The organism is Microbispora sp. H13382 (genome assembly GCF_014161445.1).
Lineage (GTDB): Bacteria > Actinomycetota > Actinomycetes > Streptosporangiales > Streptosporangiaceae > Microbispora.
This window is the reverse complement of record NZ_JABBXA010000006.1, coordinates 62,990-83,723: the sequence shown is the minus strand read 5'-3', so window position 1 is coordinate 83,723 and position 20,734 is coordinate 62,990. Positions and strand designations below refer to the sequence as shown.

At 72.2% G+C, this 20,734-nt stretch carries 14 protein-coding genes; 5 read left to right on the top strand and 9 right to left on the bottom strand.

The features are described from left to right. Positions 1-5 precede the first annotated feature (5 nt). The 6 genes from HHX41_RS39700 to HHX41_RS14380 all read right to left on the bottom strand — a co-directional run bounded on the left by HHX41_RS39700 (position 6) and on the right by HHX41_RS14380 (position 6,983). A complete protein-coding gene (locus HHX41_RS39700; protein ID WP_220504063.1) occupies positions 6-2,288 on the bottom strand; it encodes a serine/threonine-protein kinase in 2,283 nt (760 codons plus the stop codon). A 106-nt stretch (positions 2,289-2,394) separates the two neighbouring features. Beyond that, entirely contained in the window at positions 2,395-2,910 is a 516-nt protein-coding gene (locus tag HHX41_RS14400) for a YbaK/EbsC family protein (RefSeq protein ID WP_182906384.1), read from the bottom strand. Next, on the bottom strand, positions 2,911-4,476 hold the full coding sequence (locus HHX41_RS14395) for an FAD-dependent oxidoreductase (protein WP_310741988.1): 1,566 nt from the start codon (positions 4,474-4,476) through the stop codon (positions 2,911-2,913). Positions 4,477-4,542: 66 nt separating this feature from the next. After that, on the bottom strand, positions 4,543-5,397 hold the full coding sequence (locus HHX41_RS14390; protein WP_310741987.1) for a M55 family metallopeptidase: 855 nt from the start codon (positions 5,395-5,397) through the stop codon (positions 4,543-4,545). Beyond that, positions 5,382-6,602: a DUF6395 domain-containing protein gene (locus HHX41_RS14385; RefSeq protein WP_310741986.1), complete on the bottom strand. Its 1,221-nt coding sequence runs from the start codon at positions 6,600-6,602 to the stop codon at positions 5,382-5,384. Before HHX41_RS14385 ends, HHX41_RS14390 begins: the two co-directional genes overlap by 16 nt. Before the next feature lie 12 nt (positions 6,603-6,614). After that, positions 6,615-6,983, bottom strand: a complete 369-nt coding sequence (locus HHX41_RS14380; RefSeq protein WP_249350371.1) for a hypothetical protein — start codon at positions 6,981-6,983, stop codon at positions 6,615-6,617. A gap of 109 nt (positions 6,984-7,092) precedes the next feature. Here HHX41_RS14380 and HHX41_RS14375 point away from each other — a divergent pair, with 109 nt between their 5' ends. Beyond that, the gene (locus HHX41_RS14375) at positions 7,093-9,792 is read left to right on the top strand and encodes a LuxR family transcriptional regulator (protein WP_182906381.1); all 2,700 of its coding nucleotides are present in this window, start codon (positions 7,093-7,095) and stop codon (positions 9,790-9,792) included. A 3-nt stretch (positions 9,793-9,795) separates the two neighbouring features. Beyond that, complete coding sequence (locus HHX41_RS14370) at positions 9,796-10,671, top strand: alpha/beta hydrolase (protein ID WP_182906380.1); 876 nt, start codon at positions 9,796-9,798, stop codon at positions 10,669-10,671. 5 nt (positions 10,672-10,676) lie between these two features. Here HHX41_RS14370 and HHX41_RS14365 read toward each other — a convergent pair whose 3' ends face one another. From HHX41_RS14365 to glgP, 3 genes are read right to left on the bottom strand one after another with little or no spacing between them, the layout of a single operon-like run. Next, on the bottom strand, positions 10,677-11,450 hold the full coding sequence (locus HHX41_RS14365) for an enoyl-CoA hydratase/isomerase family protein (RefSeq protein ID WP_182906379.1): 774 nt from the start codon (positions 11,448-11,450) through the stop codon (positions 10,677-10,679). 21 nt (positions 11,451-11,471) lie between these two features. Then, complete coding sequence (locus HHX41_RS14360; RefSeq protein ID WP_182906378.1) at positions 11,472-12,530, bottom strand: glycosyltransferase family 4 protein; 1,059 nt, start codon at positions 12,528-12,530, stop codon at positions 11,472-11,474. A 54-nt stretch (positions 12,531-12,584) separates the two neighbouring features. Beyond that, positions 12,585-15,182 (bottom strand): alpha-glucan family phosphorylase, encoded by a 2,598-nt coding sequence (glgP, locus tag HHX41_RS14355; RefSeq protein ID WP_182906377.1) that lies wholly within the window; start codon positions 15,180-15,182, stop codon positions 12,585-12,587. A gap of 381 nt (positions 15,183-15,563) precedes the next feature. Between glgP and HHX41_RS14350 the strand changes: the two genes are divergently transcribed. The 3 genes from HHX41_RS14350 to HHX41_RS14340 are packed head-to-tail and all read left to right on the top strand — an operon-like array spanning position 15,564 to position 20,726. After that, the gene (locus tag HHX41_RS14350; RefSeq protein ID WP_182906376.1) at positions 15,564-17,612 is read left to right on the top strand and encodes an alpha-1,4-glucan--maltose-1-phosphate maltosyltransferase; all 2,049 of its coding nucleotides are present in this window, start codon (positions 15,564-15,566) and stop codon (positions 17,610-17,612) included. Between the two features lie 31 nt (positions 17,613-17,643). Continuing rightward, on the top strand, positions 17,644-19,380 hold the full coding sequence (treS, locus tag HHX41_RS14345) for a maltose alpha-D-glucosyltransferase (RefSeq protein ID WP_182906375.1): 1,737 nt from the start codon (positions 17,644-17,646) through the stop codon (positions 19,378-19,380). Further along, entirely contained in the window at positions 19,377-20,726 is a 1,350-nt protein-coding gene (locus tag HHX41_RS14340; protein WP_182906374.1) for a maltokinase N-terminal cap-like domain-containing protein, read from the top strand. Before treS ends, HHX41_RS14340 begins: the two co-directional genes overlap by 4 nt. The last annotated feature ends 8 nt before the right edge of the window (positions 20,727-20,734 follow it).

The following is a 20,734-nucleotide window of genomic DNA, read 5'->3' as shown; positions in this document are numbered from 1 at the left end:
CCCCGTCACCCATTCCCCGCCTGGTTACGCAGGTCTTCCAGCCGTTCCTGTATTGACAGAACGTCGATCGGGCCCCAGAAGTGCCCTGCTGTCTGTTTACCCAGGAGGCTGGAGATCGCGATCGCCGCCGTCAGCACCGCGAGTGCGCCGACCCCCCAGGCGAGTCCCTTGGCCGCTCCCTCGCCGGGCACCAGCGAGGCGAGCGTCCGCCGCATCTGCCTGCTCGGGCCCACCACCCCGGGCCCCGCGCAGATCGTCCACAGCGCCGTCGCGACCCCCCAGCTCAGCGCCGCGATCCGGAGCGCGGGCGTGTCGCCGAAGAGGACGGTGAGCAGCAGCGTCACCGGCAGCCCCAGGACCAGCGCGTACGGCACGAGCGCGATCGTGACGCCGATCGACTTGACGAGCTCCGCGGGACGGCTCAGCACGCGCAGCACGTCGGCCGCCGCGGCGCCGGCCGGACGGCGGGAGTTGAGGTGCGGCTGGGCCATGTCGGCGGCCCGCAGCAGCACCGCGACCGGCACGGCCACCAGGCACACCAGCAGCGGCGCCATGACCGCGAGAGACGTCATCACGACGAGCAGCAGCGCGCTCGTCACGCCGTACGCCCTCGAGCGCTGCAGCAGCCCCCCGGACGGGAACGGCATGGGCGGCACGGTCGGCGGCGGCACCCGCACCGTCGGCATGAACGGCGCGGGGTTCGGCTGGTGGATGTGCGGAGTCCGCTCGTAGATCTCCGGCACGCTCCCGAACAGGGCCCGCTCACGCGCCGCCGCGTCCCCGTGCTCGCCGATCCCCTGGTGAGGGGACGCCGCGCCGCGCGGTCCCATGGTGTCGCCGGTGACGGCCTGGCGCACCTCCTCGGAGGTCACCCGGCGCGTGGGGATGTCACCCTCCGGGCGCAGCATCGGCGTCTGCCACTCGTCCGGCTGGGCGCGCGGCGGCACGGGCCCGCCGGTGACCGGGCCGGAGACGGGAGCCGGGCCCGTCCCGGGAGCGCCGGGGAACGCCGACGGGCCGGTGGTGCGGGGCGGGGGCATCCTGGTCGGGATGTCGCCCTCCGCGGGGCCCTGTATCGAACCCTGTGCCGGACTCCCGGGCGGGCCTGACGGTCCGAGGCCCGCCCTGCGCAGGTCCTCTCCGGTCACCCGTACGGTCGGGAAGGGGTCGCCGCCCTGGCCGCCCTGACCGCCCTGGCCGCCCTGGGGCGTCTCGCGCAGCAGCGAGACGAACTCCTCGGCCCGGCCGCCCGCGGTGGACGGCGTGACCGGCGGCGTCGCCACGGGCGCCACGGGCGGGGTCACCGGCGGCACCGGCGACCCGGTGGACGGCGCGCCGGCGACCGGCCTGCCCGGAAGGGACGGGTTCGCCACCGGTGCGCCACCGGTGGGCGGACCGCCCGCGGAGCCGAAGCCGGGCACCTGCTGGCCGCCCGTGTCGTCGACGTTGGGCACCGTGGTGATCTCGTCGGGCACCCGGGGCCTGCCGCCCGGAGACTGGGGCATGAGCCGCGCGAGCTGCCGCACGAGCTCGGCCGCCGTCGGCCGCCTGGCCGGGTCGCGGTTGAACGCGGCGCGCAGCATCGGCTGGATCGGCGCGGGGGCCGCCTCGACGTTGGCCCGGCCGGAGGTGATGTTGAAGAAGATCATCTCCAGCGTGCCCTTGCCGAACGGCGGCTGACCGGTGGCGGCGTAGAGCACGGTGCCCGCCCAGGCGTGCACGTCCACCTGCGGCCCGGCCTCGTGGCCCTCGATGATCTCCGGGGCGAGGTAGCCGGGCGTGCCGATGAACATGCCGGTCTGGGTGAGCCGGGTGGCGTCGACCGCCTGCGCGATGCCGAAGTCGATCAGCACCGGCTGGCCGTCCAGCATCAGCACGTTGCCCGGCTTCAGGTCGCGGTGGATGACCCCCGCGGCGTGCACGGCGGCGAGGGCCTGGGCCACCCCGACGGCCACCTTGAGCACAGCGCCGAGGGGCAGCGGCCCGTCGTTCTTGACGACCTCGTCGAGCGGCCGTCCCGGCACGTAGCGGGTGACGATGTACGGCCTGCGCCCGGTGACGTCGGCGTCGACGACCTCCGCGATGTTCGGCCCGCGCACCCGCCGCATGGTCTCGACCTCGCGCGACAGACGTCTGCGCGCGACGTCGTCGCCCGCCACCTCCGAGCGCAGGACCTTGACGGCCACCTGCCTGCCCTGCGGGTCGAGGGCGAGGTGAACCACGCCCATGCCGCCCTCACCGAGCCGCCTCAGCAGCCGGTACGGGCCCAGTCGGTCGTCCTGATTCATCGCCTAAGCACCATACCGACTAAAAGAACGCCCATGAGTGAACCATCGCGCCACATCTCCGCTCCGCACAACGGAGGAGAGACGCAAACGGGTTCCAGGCGGACGGTCAAACGGTGAGCGCGAGGACCTCCCCCTGGGCCGCCGCGACCAGCGCCTCGCCGGAAAGCGCCAGCTTGGAGCGGCGGACGCCGCTGCCGATCACGACGAACGGCCGCCGGGTCACGTTTTCGTCAACGAGCACCGGCCAGCCCTCGGGCAGCCCGATCGGGGTGATGCCGCCGTACTCCATTCCGGTCAGTTCGACGGCCTCCGCCTGCGGGGCGAAGGACGCCTTCCGCGCGTCCAGGTGACGGCGCACGATCCCGTTGATGTCGGCCCGCCCGGTGGCCAGCACCATGACGGCGGCGTACCGCGTCTCCCCGCCCCGCTTCGCGGCGACGATGACGCAGTTGGCCGAGTCCTCCATCGCCACGCCGTACCGCTCGCAGAAGGCGGCGGTGTCGGAGAGTTCGGGGTCGATCCCGGCGACCTCCACCTTCACATCGAGAGAGGCGACGGCTTTGGCGACCGGATCGGCGAGCAGGTCCGGCCGGTCGGACGCGGGAACCCATTCGAGCGGCATTCAGCCCTCCTTGACGGCTCGCTCGTGCAGTCGGGTGACCACCTTACGGGCCGACTCCAGTGCCCCCGCCTGCCAGGCGATGAGGTGGGTGAGCCAGTCGCCCGCGAAGTACACCCGCCCGGCCGGTTCCTGCAGGAGCGCGAAGGCGCCCTCGTAGGAGGGCCAGGCGACCCAGGCGCCCTCGCTGTACGGCTGCCGCTGCCAGGCGATCGAGACGCTGGACAGCAGCTCCGACCGGTACTTCTCGCCGTGGATCTTCTTGCCCTGCGTGAGCGCCCGCCGCTGCCGCTCCGCGTGGGCGAGACGGCCGTACGCGTCGGCGTCCTCGTCGAGGTTGTAGTAGCCGACGACCAGCCCGCGCGTGCCGTGGAAACCGTACGAGGGGTACCAGATGTGGGCGATGTCCAGGTCGGTCTCGGTGATGCCGCCGTAGATGCGGTCGTCGGTCTCCCACCAGCGGCGGCGGTACTCCAGCCCGATCTTCCCGGCCGACACGGGGGTGGGCGTGCGCAGGGCCGCGACGACGCGGGCGTCCAGGTTGCCGGGGACCCGCGCGAGCACGTGGGGCGGCAGGGCCGCGACGCAGTAGTCCGCGCGGGTGCGGCCGCCCGTGTGCTCGACCTCCACGCCGTCGGGCAGATTGGTGATCTTCTTCACCTCGGTCGAGGTGCGGATGCGGTCGCGGCCGACGGCGTCGGCCAGCGCGACCGCGATGGCGTCCATGCCGCCGACCGGCTGGAACATCGGCATGGCCTGCTCGAAACCGAACGGGAACGCGATCGACCGGCCGAGTCCGTAGCCGAGCACCTCCGACAGGGCCGGCGGGCCGCCGAGCGGCACCCCCGCGCCGGCGCCGGGGTACGTCGCGAAGCCCCTGCGCTCCGACCCCGTGTAGACGTAGCGCCTGCCGATGTCGCCGAACTCCGACAGGAAGTGGAGCAGGCGGTCCTTGTCCGCCGCCGACAGCCGCCGGTCCAGCGCGCCGGTCCTGGTGGCCTTGGCCAGCAGCTCGCTGATGTAGCCGTAGGTGTCGGCACGCGCGGTACGGGCCCGCACCGGGGCCTTCATCACGTGGTTGTAGACGTACGCGCCGGAGTTCTCGTTGACGAACAACTCGATGGGCACGCCCAGCTCACGGCAGTAGTCGAGGGTGACCATCCACTGGGCGATGCGGGCCGGCCCGGCGTTGAAGTAGACGCCCTCCCCGAATTTCGCCTCCTGTGTCTCACCGGACAGCTCGGGCAGCCGGTCGCCGCCGCGCAGCGTGAGGCTGCGCCCGCCGACCCGGTCCCTGGCCTCCAGAATCGTGCAGTCGTACCCCGCCTTGCCGAGTTCGTAGGCGGTGGCCAGGCCGGCGATCCCCGCGCCGAGGATCACCACGGACCCGGCGCCCCTCCCGCTGAGCGCGAAGTCGGAGCGGCTCGGCGGCGTGTAGTCCTTCGGCTGTTGGTCGGGCGCGAGCCCGAGGGCGCCCATGGCCGCGTACATCGCCCCGGCGCCTCCGGCCGCGCCGACCCCCACCAGGAAGGCGCGCCGCGTCAGCGCACCCGTACGTTCACGGGTCACGCCGTCACTGCCCACCCTGCCTGCTCTTTCTTCTTGGGGGGAAACCGGATCCGGGGGGATCCGGTGTCAGCCGTACCGGCCGCTGCCGCAGGCCACCTGACCGCCGATCATGGAAAAGATACCGAACAACGCCATGATCTCGTGGTAGTCGCCCGTGGTGAACTCCGTGTGCCGGGGCCCGGCGAGCCGCACGCCGGGCACGATCGAGCAGGCCGCGGCGATGGCGGTGGAGTTCCACTCCACGCCCAGCGTGTACGGCGGCTCGACCACGTAGGGCCGGAAGTCCGGCAGCCGGCCCAGGGCGCGCGCCGTGGCCTCGCGGATGCGCCGCCAGGCGACCGCGGGGGGCAGCAGCTCGGCGGAGAACTTGTCGATGCCCTTCTTCACGGCCACCGTCTCGACGTCGCCGAGCAGTTCCCCGGCCTCCTCGCACACCGCCTCGTCGCCGGTGACGAGCGCGACCGGCACGCCCATCGAGCCCGCGAAGCCGGCCACCAGCCGGGTCTCGCCGCAGATCTCGCCGTTCAGGTAGACGTTGTGGATCTCCTTGCCCATCCACGTGTGGTTGAGCACCCCGTGCGGCACGCCCGCGCGCGCGTGGTACCCCGCGAAGCAGGCGGCGGCCATGTCGGGCGCCAGGCCCTGCCCCATGCGGTGCGGCTTGCCCGGACCCCTGACCAGCGTGGCCCGCTCGTCCAGCAGGTCGATCCTGAGGTTCTTGGTGGACCCGTGCGCGTCGTTCACCAGCACGGACGCGGCGCCCGCGTCGAAGGCGCCCTGGACGACCGCGTTGGCGTCCCCGGTCATCAGCTCGCAGCCCCGCTCGTACCCCCGGCCCCCGAGGTGCATCTCCTCGGGATCGGTCAGCCCGGTGACCCCCTCCATGTCCACCGACAGGTAGATCTTCATCGTTCCCCCCACGTCTCCACCCGGCGCGCCTCGTCCTCCGTCATCAGCCCGACGTGCTCACCGACGTACGCCTCGACCCGGGCGCGCCAGGGCTCCGGGATCTCCCGGAGCGCGGGCGGATAACAGTGCTCCAGCCACCGTACGGACTCCGGGGTCGCCCCGAGGAACTCCGCCGCCCTGGCGAAGGGGGTCTCCTCGATGCCCGGGACGTGCGCGCACCCGTATTCGATGGTCTCCTGGCCACCGTACGGCGGCGGCTCCTGCCATACGCGCGCGGCGGGCATCGCGGCGGTGATCGGCGTGTTCAGCGGCCGCCGCTCCACGGCCGCCAGGATCAGCTCCTTGCGCAGGCACTTGGAGCACTTGGCGCAGGGGCCGTCCATGTCCCCGCGCAGGCACCAGCGGACCAGGTGCGCGAGGTCGGACTCCATCGCCATCCGCATGGTCACGGGCTCGCTCAGGCCGCCGGCCGGGAGGACCATCGCGACGCCGGCCGCGGCGTACAGGCGGCCCCACGGGCCGTCGGCCGCCCACATGGGGTTGTCCGGGCTGTAGCGGTGGGTGTACCGCTCACCGCCCAGCCAGCGCGACCCCAGTTCGTGGCCGAAGGCGACGCCGCCGAGGTCGAGGTCGTCGGCCAGCAGCAGCGCGCCCGCCGTCACCGCCTGGTGCTCGGGGAACCCGGGCCGGGGCCGGCTCAGCACGAACTCGAGGTCCGACTGGACGACGTGCACCTCCCGCCCGGCCTTGTGGACGAGCTGCGCCAGCACCTCGGAGCGGTAGTGCGTCCACCGGTTGGGCACCCGAGGGTGGCTCACCCGCTGGAAGTGCACGAACGGCGCGTCGGGAAACATCGTGGCCACCGCCATCGAGTCCGCGCCCCCGCTGTAGGAGATCGCAAGCCGGGCGCCGGTCCGCGGATCCGCCCCGACCGGCCCGGCGTCCACGCCCCACCCCGTACGCAGCGCCTCGGCGAGCCCCGGGGAGATCGGCCGGTCGAAGGTCACCCGCCGCCTGGTCCACGGCGCGACGACGGTCCACGCGGCGACGGCGAGCAGGTCGGGGTGCGGGGACGCGCCGGCGGCCCCGGTCCGCACGTGACAGGAGTTGGTCCGCAGCTCGATCGGGTGACCGTCGGTGCAGGCTCCCGTGGTCTCGTCCTCCGCGTCGAGCAGGAAGACCAGGCGCCAGACCTCCGCGTCACGTGTCCACCGCACGCGCACGACCGGCTACCTCGCCCGTCCGGGAGCGCCGACCCGCGCCGACAGGTCGTCGATCGCCTGCCAGATGCGCATCTCGTTCTGCAGCAGCGTGTCCACCGCCTCGGCGGTCTCGGTGGCCAGCCGGTGCGCCTCGGCGGCCTTGGGGTCGGCGGTCGCCTTGGGCGGCGCGGCCGGCTTCACGGGCGTCGCGGCGGCCCGCCGCAGCCGGTCGACCTCGTCGCGCAGCGCCACGACCTCCCGGCGGAGCATCTGCACCTCCCACAGGGCGTCCTTGAGGTCCTGCCGGTGGTCGGGCTTGGAGACGTACCGGGAGTCGAGCCGGGACAGCAGCGCCCGCCGCAGCCGCGACAGGCCCAGCACTCGCAACCGCATCATGGGCCGCCACGATAGCGGCATTTTGGATCGTTTCTTGACGCAAAGTGCGGAGTCGCTCAGAGGTGGCTGGGAATCCGCCGTCCGCCGCCGCGCAATACAGTCTGCGGTTGTGCTGTACGGCAGATCGGTGGAAACGGCCGCGATCGACGAGCTGATCGATCGGGCGCGGAAGGGCTCCGGAGGCGCGCTGGTGCTGCGCGGCGAGGCCGGCGCCGGCAAGACGGCGCTGCTCGACCAGGCGGCCTCCCGGGGCGGCCCCATGCGCGTGCTGCGGACCACGGGGGTGGAGGCGGAGGCCGATCTGGCGTTCGCCGCCCTGCACCAGTTGCTGCTGCCGGTGACCGGGCTGCTCGACGCGCTGCCGGAACCGCAGGCCGAGGCCGTGCGCGGCGCGCTCGGGCTGGCCCCGGCCGGTTCCGGTGACCGGTTCCTGCTGGCGGCCGGGGTGCTGTCGCTGCTGGCCGAGGCCGCCGCGCCGGACGGGCTGATCTGCGTCGTCGACGACTTCCAGTGGGTGGACCGGCCGTCGGCCGACGCCCTGCTGTTCGCCGCCAGGCGGCTCGGCACCGAGCCGATCGCGATGCCGCTGGCCGTACGCGGCGACATGCCGGTGAAGGGCCTGCCCTCGCTGGAGATCGCCGGGCTGGCCGGACCGGCCGCCGCCGAACTGCTCGACGCCGGTTTCACGCTCGCGGCGCGGGTCCGGCGTGACCTCGTGGCGCTGACCGGGGGCAACCCGCTGGCGCTGCGCGAGACGGCCCGGCTGCTCACCCCCGCCCAGCGGGCGGGCCGGGAGCCGCTGCCCGATCCCCTGCCCGGCGGTGCCCAGCTCTTCGGCGACCGGGTGGCCGCGCTGTCGGCGGGGGCGCGGCTGACCGCCCTGCTGGCGGCGGTCGAGAGCGACGTCGACCTGGTGCTGCGGGCCGCCGGGCGGCTGGGCGCGGGCGAGGCCGCGCTGCCCGAGCTCGAGTCCGCCGGGCTCGTCGCCGTGTCCGGGACGCACGTGCGGTTCCGCCACCCGCTGATCCGGTCGGCGGTGCACGAGACGGCGTCCCCCGCCGGACGCCGCGAGGCGCACGCGGCGCTGGCCGAGCTGTCCGGCGGGGACCGGCGGGCCTGGCACCTTGCCGGGGCCGCGCTCGGTCAGGACGAATCGGTAGCCGCCGCGCTCGCGCTGGCCGCGGAGCGTGACCGGGACCGGGGCGGGTACGGCGCCGCCGCCACCGCCCTGACCAGGGCCGCCGAGCTCACCCCCGAACCGCTCGTGCGCGCCCGGCGGCTCAAGGACGCCGCCGTGGCCGCCTGGCTCGGCGGGCGTCCCGGCCAGGCGGAGTCCCTGCTGGCCGAGGCCCGTGAGTTCGCCGGGACGGACGCCGCGCTGACCATGGAGATCGCCCAGTTGCGGGGGCGGTTCGAGCTGAACTCCGGCGACGCCGCCGAGGCCGTGCGGATCCTGTCGGCGGGCGACACCCTGGACATGCTGGCCGACGCGGCGGAGGCGGCGTCGTACGTCGGCGACACCGCGGCCATCGTCGAGTTCGGGCGGCGGGCGGCGGCCTTCCCGGAGGGGTTCCTGCGCGACGTGCTCGCCGGCATCGGCGCGACGCTCGCCGGCGGCGACGGGCACGCCCTGCTCAGGCGGGCGCTCGGCCGCACGGGCGAGCTGCGCGAGGCGGCCGATTTCCTGTGGGCGTCGGCTGCGGCCAGCCATCTCGGCGAGGTGGACCTGTCCGCCGAGCTGGCCGAGCGGGCCGGGCGGGTGGCCAGGGTCTCCGGGATGACGGGCCAGTTGCCCGTGGTGCTGGAGTTCGTCGCCACCGCCGAACGGCTGGCCGGGCGCCTCGCGGAGAGCCGGGCCGTCTCCGAGGAGGGCCTGGAGCTGGCCCGCGAGGCCGGATACGCCAACACCGTGGCCGCGCACCTGGCCAACCTCGCGGCCGTGGCGGCCCTGCGCGGCGAGGAGGAGCCCTGCGGCCGGTACGCCAGGGAGGCGCTGGCCATCGCCGTCCCGCACCGGGTCGGCCTGCGCGCCGGACTCGCGGCGTACGCCCTGGCCATGCTCGACCTGTGCCTGGGCCGGTTCGGCGCGGCGCACGACCGGTTCACCGCGATCGTCACCGCGGGCTCCGGAACCGGTCATCCGACCGTGGTCTGGCGGAGCACGCCGGACCGGATCGAGGCCGCCGCCGGCGCGGGCGACGCCGACGCCGCCCTGGCGGCGCTGGAGGCGTACGAGCGCTGGTCGGCCCACGCGGGAACGGCCGAGTCGCGGGCGCTGCTCGCCCGGTGCCGCGGCCTGGTCCTGCCGGACGACCGGGCCGTCGAGGCGCTCGGCGAGGCGTCGCGGCTACACGCCAACCCGTTCGAGGCGGCCAGGACGGGGCTCCTGCTGGGCGAGCGGCTGCGCCGCACGCACCGGCCGGGAGAGGCCAGGGTGCACCTGCGCGCGGCGCTGGAGACGTTCCGGCGCGCGGGAGCCGCTCCGTGGGCGCGGCGTGCGTACAGCGAGCTGCGCGCGGCGGGCGAGAGCGTCCGGCGGGAGAAGGACGCGCCGGCGACGCCCGAGGTGGCGCCGGATGTTCGGGGAACGGCGCTGGACGCGCTCACCCCGCAGGAACTGCGCATCGCCACCCTGGTGGCGGACGGCGCGACCAGCAAGGAGATCGCCGCCCGGCTGTTCCTCAGCCCGCGCACGGTCGAATACCACCTGTACAAGATCTATCCGAAGCTCGGCATCACCTCGCGTACTGAACTGGCGCGGCTAGTAGTTCTACGGAAGGCGCCGGCGGCCCCGCACAGCATGCTTTAGCCCATGCCAAACATCTGGAGTGAAGAGTTCGGGGCCGCGGCCGACGCGCCGATCGTGCTGGTGATGGGTTCGATGTCGCAGGGGATCCTGTGGCCGGACGAGTTCGTGGGCCGGCTGACCGCCGGCGGCCGGCGCGTGATCCGTTACGACCACCGCGACACCGGGATGTCCGACGTCGTCGACTTCGAGAAGGATCCGTACACATGGGACGACATCAAGGACGACGTGCTGCGGGTGATGGACGCGCACGGGCTGGACAGCGCGCATCTGGTCGGCCATTCGGCGGGCGGGCTGCTCGGGCAGCTGATCGCGGTGGAGCGGCCGGAGCGCGTGCGGACGCTCACCGTCATCGGCTCGTCGCCGCTCGGCGGCGGTGAGGGCGCGGTGATCATGCGGGCGCTGATGGGCGAGCCGCAGCCCGAGGGCAGCCTGCCCGAGCCCACGCCGGAGTTCGTCGCGTTCTACCGCGAGCTGATCACCGCGCCGCCGCCGCGGGACCGGCGCGAGCGGATCGAGCGCATGATCGCGGAGGACCGCGTGCTGCACGGCACCGGCCTGCCGTTCGACGAGGACGCCTCGCGCAGGCTGGCCGAACGCCTGTACGACCGGGCGCGGGACCTCGACGCGGCGGTTAACCACCGGCTGGCGGCGGCGGCGAAGCCGGACTTCGAGCCGGTGGGCGTCCTGCACCGGATCACGGCGCCCACCCTGGTCGTCGAGGGCACGCACGAGCCCGCCAAGCCGGGCCACGGCGCCCTGATCGCCGAGCGGATCCCCGGCGCCCGGCTGATGACGGTCAAGGGCATGGGCCACACCCTGCCGCCCGAGGTGCACGAGGAACTGGCCGACGCCGTCCTCACCCACACAGCGGCCGGGTGACCCTCTCAGCGGCCAGTGAATTTGGGGCGGCGCTTCTCGGCGAAGGCCGTCATGCCCTCCCGGGCGTCCTGGGTGGCGAACAGGCCGGAGAACTGGAGCCGCTCGATCTCCAGGCCGGTGTCGAGGTCGGTCTCGAGGCCGTGGTCGATCGCGAGCTTGGCCGCCCGGACCGCGACGGCCGGCCCCTCGGCGAACGTCGCGGCGAGTTCGAGCGCCGCCGTGTAGACCTCGCCGTCGGGCACCACGCGGTCGACCAGGCCGATGGCGAGGGCCTCGGCGGCGTCCACGTGCCGCCCGGTGAAGATCAGGTCCTTGGCCCGGGCGGGCCCGACGAGCCGGGGCAGGCGCTGCGTCCCGCCCGCGCCCGGGATGATCCCGAGGGTGATCTCCGGCTGACCGAGCTTGGCGCTCTCCCCGGCCACCCGGAAGTCGGCGCAGAGCGCGAGTTCGCAGCCGCCGCCCAGGGCGTACCCGGTGATCGCCGCGATCACCGGCTTGCCGATCCGCGCGACGGCGGTGAAGCAGTCCTGCAAGGTGCGCGAGTGCACGGCCATGTCGGCGTAGGACATGACCGCCATCTCCTTGATGTCGGCTCCGGCCGCGAAGACGCGTTCGCCGCCGTAGACGATGACCGCGTGCGTGTCCGGATCGGCGTCCACGAGCCGCGCGGCCTCCGCGATCTCCTCCTGGACCTGCCGGTTCAGCGCGTTCATCTTCGGCCGGTCGAGCGTGATCGTGGCGATGTGCTCGGAGATCTCCACCCTGACGAATTCACCCATGGCCCCACCATAGAGGGGTGATCAGCGCCCGAGCGGGAGGGGCCTTCGAGGACCGGCCCGCGCGGCGGCCGTCACCTCGCGGTAGACCCGCTCGTAGCCCTTGACCATCACGGGCACGTCGAAGTGCCTGACCACGCGGGCCCGCACGGCGTGCGGGTCCAGCGCGGAGACCGCCTCGATCGCGGCCGGCAGCTCGGCGGGCGTGTCACGGACGTAACCGGTCACCCCGTCCGCCACGACCTCGGGCACCGCGCCCCGCCGCAGCGCCACCACCGGCGTGCCGCAGGCCATCGCCTCGATCATGACCATGCCGAACGGCTCGTCCCACGACAGCGGAAGCACCAGGCACCGGGCCCGGGAGAACAGCTCGCTCTTGAGCGCGCCGTCCGCCTCCCCCAGGTATTCGACGTCGGGTCCGAGCAGCGGCTCCACCCGCTCGCGGAAGTAGGCCTGCTCGGCCCGCTCCGCCCGCCTGCCGACCAGCACGATGCGGCGCCCGGCCGCCCGCGCCGCCTCGACCGCGAGGTGCGCGCCCTTGTCCGGGCTGAGCCGCCCCAGCCACAGCACCCAGTCGTCCTTGCGCTCCCGGAACGGCCACGCCGCGGCGTCCACCGCGTTGTGCACCCGCCCCACCCAGTTGAGGTCGGGCGCGTGCGCCCGCTGGGCCGAGGAGACGGCCACCAGGGACACCTCCGCGCCGAGGCCACGGTAGTAGTCGCCGAGCTCCCCGCTCACGTCGTTGTGGCAGGTGACGACCGTCGGCACGAGCCGCCCGGCGGCGGTGAGCGGCCCGGCCAGCGAGTGGTCGTGCACGACGTCCACGACCAGACCCCGCAGGAGGCGGGCCGCCTGGGCCGCGTGCACCACCTCCGGATACGACTCGCCGATCCGCGCCGAGGGCGGCTCCTCGTAGGTCCGCAGATCCACGCCGCGGCCGGCCCCGACGACGGTGACCCGGTGCCCGCGCGCCCGCAGGCCGCCGACCAGGCCGGCGATCACCGCCTCGATGCCGCCGTACGTGCGGGGCGGGACGTCGTACCACGGCGGCGCGACCATCGCGACGTGCAGGGCCCGTGCCATGGTGCTGGTCTACCCCTCTCACCTGCGGCGAAAGCGGGCGAGAGGGGTGACCGATCAGCGCAGGGTGCCGTTGGTCATGCCGACCGGCTCCTCCGGGACGGCGACGAGGCCGAGCTCCGCGACCGACGCCATCAGCGGGTGGAGCGGGACCACGCGCACGCTGTAGCCGAAGGCTCCCGTGCGGTCCAGCGGCACGACGCCCGTGTAGTGCGCCCGGCCGTCGTCGCCCGCCGAGTCGGCCTTGAGCGTGACATAGTCGGGTGACAGCAGCTCGTCGTGCGCGCCAACCCGGCCGTAGGCGGCCTGGACCTGCACGTCCTCGGGCGACAGCTCGCCGAGGGCGATCGTGGCCCGCAGCTCCAGCCTGGCCCCCAGCTCGGGGGTGTCCCCCACGCCGGTCGCCTCGACGTGCTCGACCCGTACGCCCGGCCACGCCTTGGCCACGCGCAGCTTCCAGGCCGCGAACAGCCGGGCGTCGCCGTAGCCGTCGGCCGCGAGCGTGCGGGCTGAGGCCGCCGCCGGGGTGTACAGGTCGGTGACGTAGTCACGCAGCATGCGCCCCGCGAGCACCTTCGGCCCGAGAGAGCTCAGCGTGTGCTTGACCATCTCCAGCCAGCGCCGCGGCAGGCCGTCGGCGGCCCGGTCGTAGAAGCGGTCGGCGACCTCACGCTCGATGAGGTCGTACAACGCCGTGGCCTCCAGCTCGTCGCGGCGATCGGGGTCGTCCACGCCGTCGGCGCTGGGGATGGCCCAGCCGTTGTTGCCGTCGTACCACTCGTCCCACCATCCGTCGCGGATGGACAGGTTGAGGCCGCCGTTGAGCGCCGCCTTCATGCCGGACGTGCCGCACGCCTCCAGCGGGCGCAGCGGGTTGTTCATCCACACGTCGGAGCCCGTCACCATGAGCTGGCCGAGCGCCATGTCGTAGTCGGGCAGGAAGACGATGCGGTGCCGCACGTCCTCGGAGTCGGCGAAGCGGACGATCTGCTGGATGAGCTTCTTGCCGCCCTCGTCGGCCGGGTGCGCCTTGCCGGCGATGACGATCTGCACCGGCTTGTCCGGATCCAGCAGCAGCCTGCGGAGCCGGTCGGGCTGGCTGAGCATGAGGGTCAGCCGCTTGTAGGAGGGCACTCGCCGGGCGAAGCCGATCGTCAGCACGTCCGGGTCGAGCGCCTCGTCCACCCAGCCGAGCTCGGCCTCGCTGGCGCCGCGCTGCCGCCACGACTTACGCAGCCGCCGGCGCGCCTCCTCGACCAGGCGGGCGCGCAGCGTGCCCCTGATACCCCAGATGTCGGCCTCGGAGAGCTTGTGCACGCCCTCCCAGCCCTGCGCCTTGTCGATCAGCGAGGGCAGCTCCTTGCCGGCGAGCTCCATCATCTCCCGGCCGACCCACGACGGGGCGTGGACGCCGTTGGTGATCGAGCCGATCGGCACCTCGTCCACGTCGAAGCCCGGCCACAGTCCCTGGAACATCTCCCGGCTGACCTGGCCGTGCAGCTCGGACACGCCGTTGACCCGCTGGGCCAGCCGCATGCCCATGACCGCCATGTTGAACACCGACGGGTCGGCGTCGGGGCCCTCGGGTTCCGCGCCGAGCTCCAGGATGCGGTCGACCGACACCGTCGGCCAGGCGTTCGAGCCGCCGAACTGCCGGGCGATCATCTCGGCGGGGAACCGGTCGATGCCCGCGGGGACCGGCGTGTGCGTGGTGAACACCGTCCCGGCGCGTACGGCCTCCAGGGCCTCCTCGAACGACAGGCGGGCCTCGGTGAGCTCGCGGATGCGCTCGAGGCCCAGGAAGCCCGCGTGGCCCTCGTTGGTGTGGAACACCTCGGGCTCCGGGTGGCCGGTGATCCGGCAGTAGGCCCGGATGGCCCGCACACCGCCGACGCCGAGCAGCAGCTCCTGCATCAGCCGGTGGTCGCCGCCCCCGCCGTACAGGCGGTCGGTCACGTCCCTGGCGACCGCGTCGTTCTCGGCGACGTCGGAGTCGAGCAGGAGCAGCGGCACCCGGCCGACCTGGGCCACCCAGATCTGGGCGTGCAGGACGCGCCCCTCCGGCAGGCCGATCTTGATGCGGGCCGGAGCGCCGTCCTGCTCCTTGAGCAGCGTGAGCGGCAGGCCGCCCGGGTCGAGGGACGGGTAGTGCTCCAGCTGCCAGCCTTCGGCGGACAGCGACTGGGTGAAGTAGCCGTGCCGGTAGAGCAGGCCGACGCCGAGGATCGGCACACCGAGGTCGCTGGCGGCCTTGAGGTGGTCGCCGGCGAGGATGCCGAGGCCGCCGGAGTACTGCGGCAGGGCGGCGGAGATGCCGTACTCGGGCGAGAAGTAGCCGATCGCCTTCGGCGCGCCCTCCAGCGACTGGTACCACCGGGGGGCGGTCATGTACTCACGCAGGTCGTCGGCGGCGTCGGCCAGGCGGCGCAGGAATCGCCGGTCCTGGGCGAGCTCGCGCAGCCTGCCGGCCTCGACCGCGCCGAGTAGCGCGACGGGGTCGTGGTCGACACGCTCCCAGACCTCGGGATCCACCTCGGCGAACAGGTCCATGGTCTCGGGGTGCCACGACCATCGGAGATTTTGGACCAACTCGCCCAGAGGTGCGAGCTGTGAGGGAAGGACGGTTCGGACAGTGAACCTGCGGATAGCTCTCACGGGGCCAGACCCTAGTTACTCAGCGCCACGACGCGCGACCGAATCAAACTTGTCGTACTGCGATGCCAGTTCTCGAACGCTCTCACCCCCATCAAACCGGTTCAAACCTCACCAAAGTACCTTTGACCTGGTGATGTGCACGCCGGACGATCTCCAGCGGCACGCAATGATCGATCTCCCCGGGAGACCGTCCCAAACACGGCGAGCGGTCTTTCGTTCGGCAGGGGTAAGAGTGGACTATTAGGGCAACCCCTGTATGAACGAGGAGAGGACCGCGGCCAGCGGGTCCCCGCCCTCCGTGCTGCCCGCCTGACCACGAGTAGTTCCTGCCCCGCAAGCCCCGGTGGCACCCGGTGTGCCGCCCCCGGATACGAAGTGACGATGATCGGACGCATTCCCATCCAGGACATCCAGCCCGTCGTCGACTGCGGCCAGTGGCCCGCCAAGGCCGCCGCGGGAGAGACCTTCGAGATCAGCGCGACCGTGTTCCGCGAGGGACACGACGCGGTCGCCGCCGGCGTCGTGCTGATCGACCCGAGCGGCACGCCGGGCCGGATGACGCCCATGCGCGAGATCGCGCCGGGCACCGACCGGTGGAGCGTGGAGGTGACGCTCCCCGCCGAGGGCCTGTGGCAGTTCCGGGTCGAGGCCTGGGGCGACCCGATCGCCACCTGGATGCACGACGCGGGCATCAAGATCCCCCGCAACCTCGACGCCGACCTCATGTGCGAGGAGGGCGCCCGGCTGTTCGAGCGGGCGGCCAAGGGCGTGCGGGCGGCGGACTGCGCGGCGGCGGAGGCGGGCGGCACCTGCGGGCACCGCGCCGCGCTGCTGGCCCTCGCGGCCCGCCTGCGGGACGAGGCGGTGGACCCAAGGGCGCGCTTCGCGGTGACCCAGCTGCCCGAGACGGCCGCGTTGATCGCCGCGCACCCGCTGCGCGACCTGCTCACCCGATCCGGCCGCAACCGCGTCAGGGTGGACCGGCGGCGGGCGCTGTTCGGCTCGTGGTACGAGTTCTTCCCCCGCTCCGAGGGGGCCGTGGTCGGGCAGGAGGGCGTCGCGCCCAAGTCGGGGACGTTCAGGACGGCGGCCAAGCGGCTCCCGGCGATCGCCCAGATGGGCTTCGACGTGGTCTACCTGCCGCCGATCCACCCGATCGGGACGCAGTTCCGCAAGGGCCGCAACAACACCCTGACCCCCGACCAGTACGACCCCGGGTCGCCCTGGGCCATCGGCGCGCAGGAGGGCGGACACGACGCGATCCACCCCGACCTGGGCACGTTCGAGGACTTCGACGCGTTCGTCGCGAAGTCCCGCGAGCTGGGCATGGAGGTCGCCCTCGACCTCGCGCTCCAGTGCTCCCCCGACCATCCCTGGGTCAAGGAGCACCCGGAGTGGTTCAACATCCGGGCCGACGGCTCGATCGCGTACGCCGAGAACCCGCCGAAGAAGTACCAGGACATCTATCCCCTGAACTTCGACAAGGACCCCGAGGGGATCTACGCGGAGATCAAGCGGGTGGTCCGCCACTGGATGGACCACGGCGTGCGGATCTTCCGGGTGGACAACCCGCACACCAAGCCGGTCCGGTTCTGGGAGCGGCTGCTGTCGGACATCAACTCGACCGACCCCGACGTGCTGTTCCTCGCCGAGGCGTTCACCCGGCCCCCGATGCTGCGCACGCTGGCCAAGATCGGCTACCACCAGTCGTACACCTACTTCACCTGGCGCAACTCCAAGCCGGAGGTCGAGGACTACCTGCGGGAGCTGGCCCACGAGACCTCGCACTACCTGCGGCCGAACCTGTTCGTCAACACGCCCGACATCCTGCACGAGTACCTCCAGCACGGAGGCGTCCCGGCGTTCAAGATCCGGGCCGTTCTGGCCGCGTTGATGGCTCCTACATGGGGTGTGTACTCCGGGTATGAGCTGGCCGAGAACGTCCCGGTGCGTCCCGGCAGCGAGGAGTACCTCGACAGCGAGAAGTACCAGTACAGGCCGCGTGACTGGGCGGAAGCGGAGCGTGAGGGCCGCAGCCTTGCCCCGTTCATTACCCAGCTCAATTTGTTGAGAAGAGCACACCCGGCGCTCCAGGAATTGCGTAACCTACGGTTTCACAACGTCGACCAGCCGAACGTGATCTGCTTCTCCAAGCGGCTGCCCGGCGCCTACGACACGGCCACACGACGGCACGGACTAGGCGATGTCGTGCTGGCCGTCGTCAATCTGGATCCACACAACACACACGAGGCGACGGTCCGGCTCGACATGCCGGCCCTCGGTCTCGACTGGCATGCCGAGTTCGTCGTGGACGACCAACTGTCGGGCGAGTCGTACCGCTGGGGGCAGGCGAACTATGTGCGCCTCGATCCGCACGTCCATCCCGCACACATCCTCACGCTCCGCCACGGGTCAGCGCACCGTCCGTGAGCGCAGCTCTGCACATCCGGGGAGTCAACAGGTGAGCTCGACGACACCTCAGCCCAGTCACACACAGCCCATCCCGAACACCTTCAACGAGGAGGAACCCCGGGATCAGCGCTGGTACAAACGGGCTGTCTTCTACGAGGTGCTGATCCGGGGCTTCGCCGACTCGAACGGCGACGGCACCGGCGACATCCGCGGCCTCATCGAGAAGCTGGACTACCTCCAGTGGCTCGGCATCGACTGCCTCTGGCTGCTCCCGCTGTACGAGTCCCCCCTCAAGGACGGCGGGTACGACATCTCGGACTACATGAAGATCCTCCCGGACTTCGGTGACCTGGGAGACTTCATCAAGCTGGTCGACGAGGCGCACAAGCGCGGCATCCGCGTCATCGCCGACCTGGTCATGAACCACACCAGCGACCAGCACCCGTGGTTCCAGGCGTCCCGCCACGACCCCGACGGCCCGTACGGCGACTTCTACGTCTGGAGCGACACGGACGAGAGCTACAAGGACGCCCGGATCATCTTCATCGACACCGAGGCGTCCAACTGGACCTTCGACCCCGTCCGGGGGCAGTACTACTGGCACCGGTTCTTCCACCACCAGCCGGACCTCAACTTCGAGAACCCGGCGGTGCAGGACGCGATGATGGAGGTCATCCGCTTCTGGCTCGACCTCGGCATCGACGGCTTCCGGCTCGACGCGATCCCGTACCTGTTCGAGCAGGAGGACACCAACTGCGAGAACCTGCCGGCGACCCACGCGTACCTGAAGCGGGTGCGGGCCGAGGTGGACCGCATCTACCCCGACCGGGTGCTGCTGGCCGAGGCCAACCAGTGGCCGGCCGACGTGGTGGAGTACTTCGGCGACCCGGTCACCGGCGGCGACGAGTGCCACATGGCCTTCCACTTCCCGCTGATGCCGCGCATCTTCATGGCGGTGCGGCGGGAGTCGCGCTACCCGATCTCGGAGATCATGGCCCAGACGCCGAAGATCCCCGAGAACTGCCAGTGGGGCATCTTCCTGCGCAACCACGACGAGCTCACGCTCGAGATGGTCACCGACGAAGAGCGCGACTACATGTACTCCGAGTACGCCAAGGACCCCCGGATGCGGGCGAACGTCGGCATCCGCCGCCGGCTGGCGCCGCTGCTGGACAACGACCGCAACCAGATCGAGCTGTTCACCGCGCTGCTGCTCAGCCTGCCCGGCTCGCCCGTGCTCTACTACGGCGACGAGATCGGCATGGGCGACAACATCTGGCTCGGCGACCGGGACGGCGTCCGCACGCCGATGCAGTGGACGCCGGACCGCAACGCGGGCTTCTCGAACTGCGACCCCGGCCGGCTCTACCTGCCCGTGATCATGGACCCGATCTACGGGTACCAGGCGATCAACGTCGAGGCGCAGCAGAAGAGCGCCAGCTCACTGCTCCACTTCACCAAGCGGATGATCGAGATCCGCAAGCGTCACCCGGTGTTCGGCCTCGGCGAGTTCACCGAGCTGAACTCGTCCAACCCGAGCGTGCTCGCGTTCGTCCGTGAGCTGGGCGACGACCGCGTGCTGTGCGTCAACAACCTGTCGCGCTTCCCCCAGCCGGTCGAGCTCGACCTGCGCAGGTTCGAGGGATCCACGCCGGTCGAGTGCATGGGCGGAGTTCCGTTTCCCCCGATCGGCGAGCTTCCGTATCTTTTGACGCTCCCTGGGCATGGGTTCTACTGGTTCACACTGCCCGTCACGCACAGGACGGCCGGCACAAAGGAGGAGTGACGACTTCACTTCAGGGACTCCTGGCCGGCTGGATCACCGGACAACGGTGGTTCGCCGGCAAGGGGCGCGCCATCGACGAACTGTCCATCGAATCCGAGATCGAGGTCGCCGCCGGTGATCCGGCGCTGCTGCATCTGATCGTGTGTGTGCGGCAGGGGGAGCGCCGCACGCGCTACCAGATCCCGGTCGGGCTGCGCGAGCACCTGCCCGACCGGCTCGACCACGTGCGGATCGGCACCTGCCACCGCGACGGCCGCGAGGTCGGCGTCTACGACGCGCTGCACGACTCCGCCCTGACGGGGCACCTGCTGGAGGGGATGGCCGGGGACCGCCGCTTCGACGGCCTCGGCTTCCACCGCACCCATGGGGCGGAGATCGACACCTCGCTCCGCAGCCTCGTGCTGACCGCCGAGCAGTCGAACACCTCACTGGTGTACGGCGACAAGTACATATTCAAGCTGTTCCGCCAGCTCAACCCGGGGATCAACCCCGAGCTGGAGATCATCACGGCACTCGCCGAGGCGGGCTCAGCCCACGTGGCCAAGCCGTACGGCTGGATCGAGACCGAGCTCCAGGGCGAGCCGACCACTCTGGCGATCATGCAGGAGTATCTGCAGAACGCCAACGAGGGCTGGTCGATGGCCCTGACCAGCGTGCGCGACCTCTACGCGTGCCCGGAGGGCATGCCGGCGGAGGACGCCGGAGGCGACTTCGCCGCCGAGGCGCAGCGTCTCGGGCTGGCCACTGCGCAGGTGCACCGCGAACTCGCGCGGGCCTTCCCCACGGGGACGATCGAGCCGCCCGAGATCAAGCGGATGACCGAGCGGTTCCGCCGCCGCCTGGACAAGGCGGTCGCCGAGGTCCCGCGGCTCGGCGAGCACACCGCGGTGGCCGCCGAGGCGTTCGACCGGCTGTCCGACCTCGGCCACGAGATCCCGGTGCAGCGCGTGCACGGCGACTACCACCTCGGGCAGGTCATGCGGACCATGACCGACTGGGTGGTGCTCGACTTCGAGGGCGAGCCGGGCCAGCCGCTGGCCGAGCGGCGGGCGCTCGACTCGCCGCTGCGGGACGTGGCGGGCATGCTCCGCTCGTTCGACTACGCCGCACGGCACCTGCTGGCCGGGCATCCGAACGCCGACGGACTGGAGAGCCGGGCCCGGGAGTGGTCGGAGCGCAACCGCGCCGCGTTCCTGGCCGGCTACTCCGAGGGCGGCGGCCACATCCGCGGCGACGACGCCGTGCTGCTGCGCGCCCTGGAGCTGAGCAAGGCGGTGTACGAGGTCGTCTACGAGGCGCGGAACCGCCCCTCGTGGCTGCCCATCCCAATCGCGGCGTTCCGCTGACAAGATCA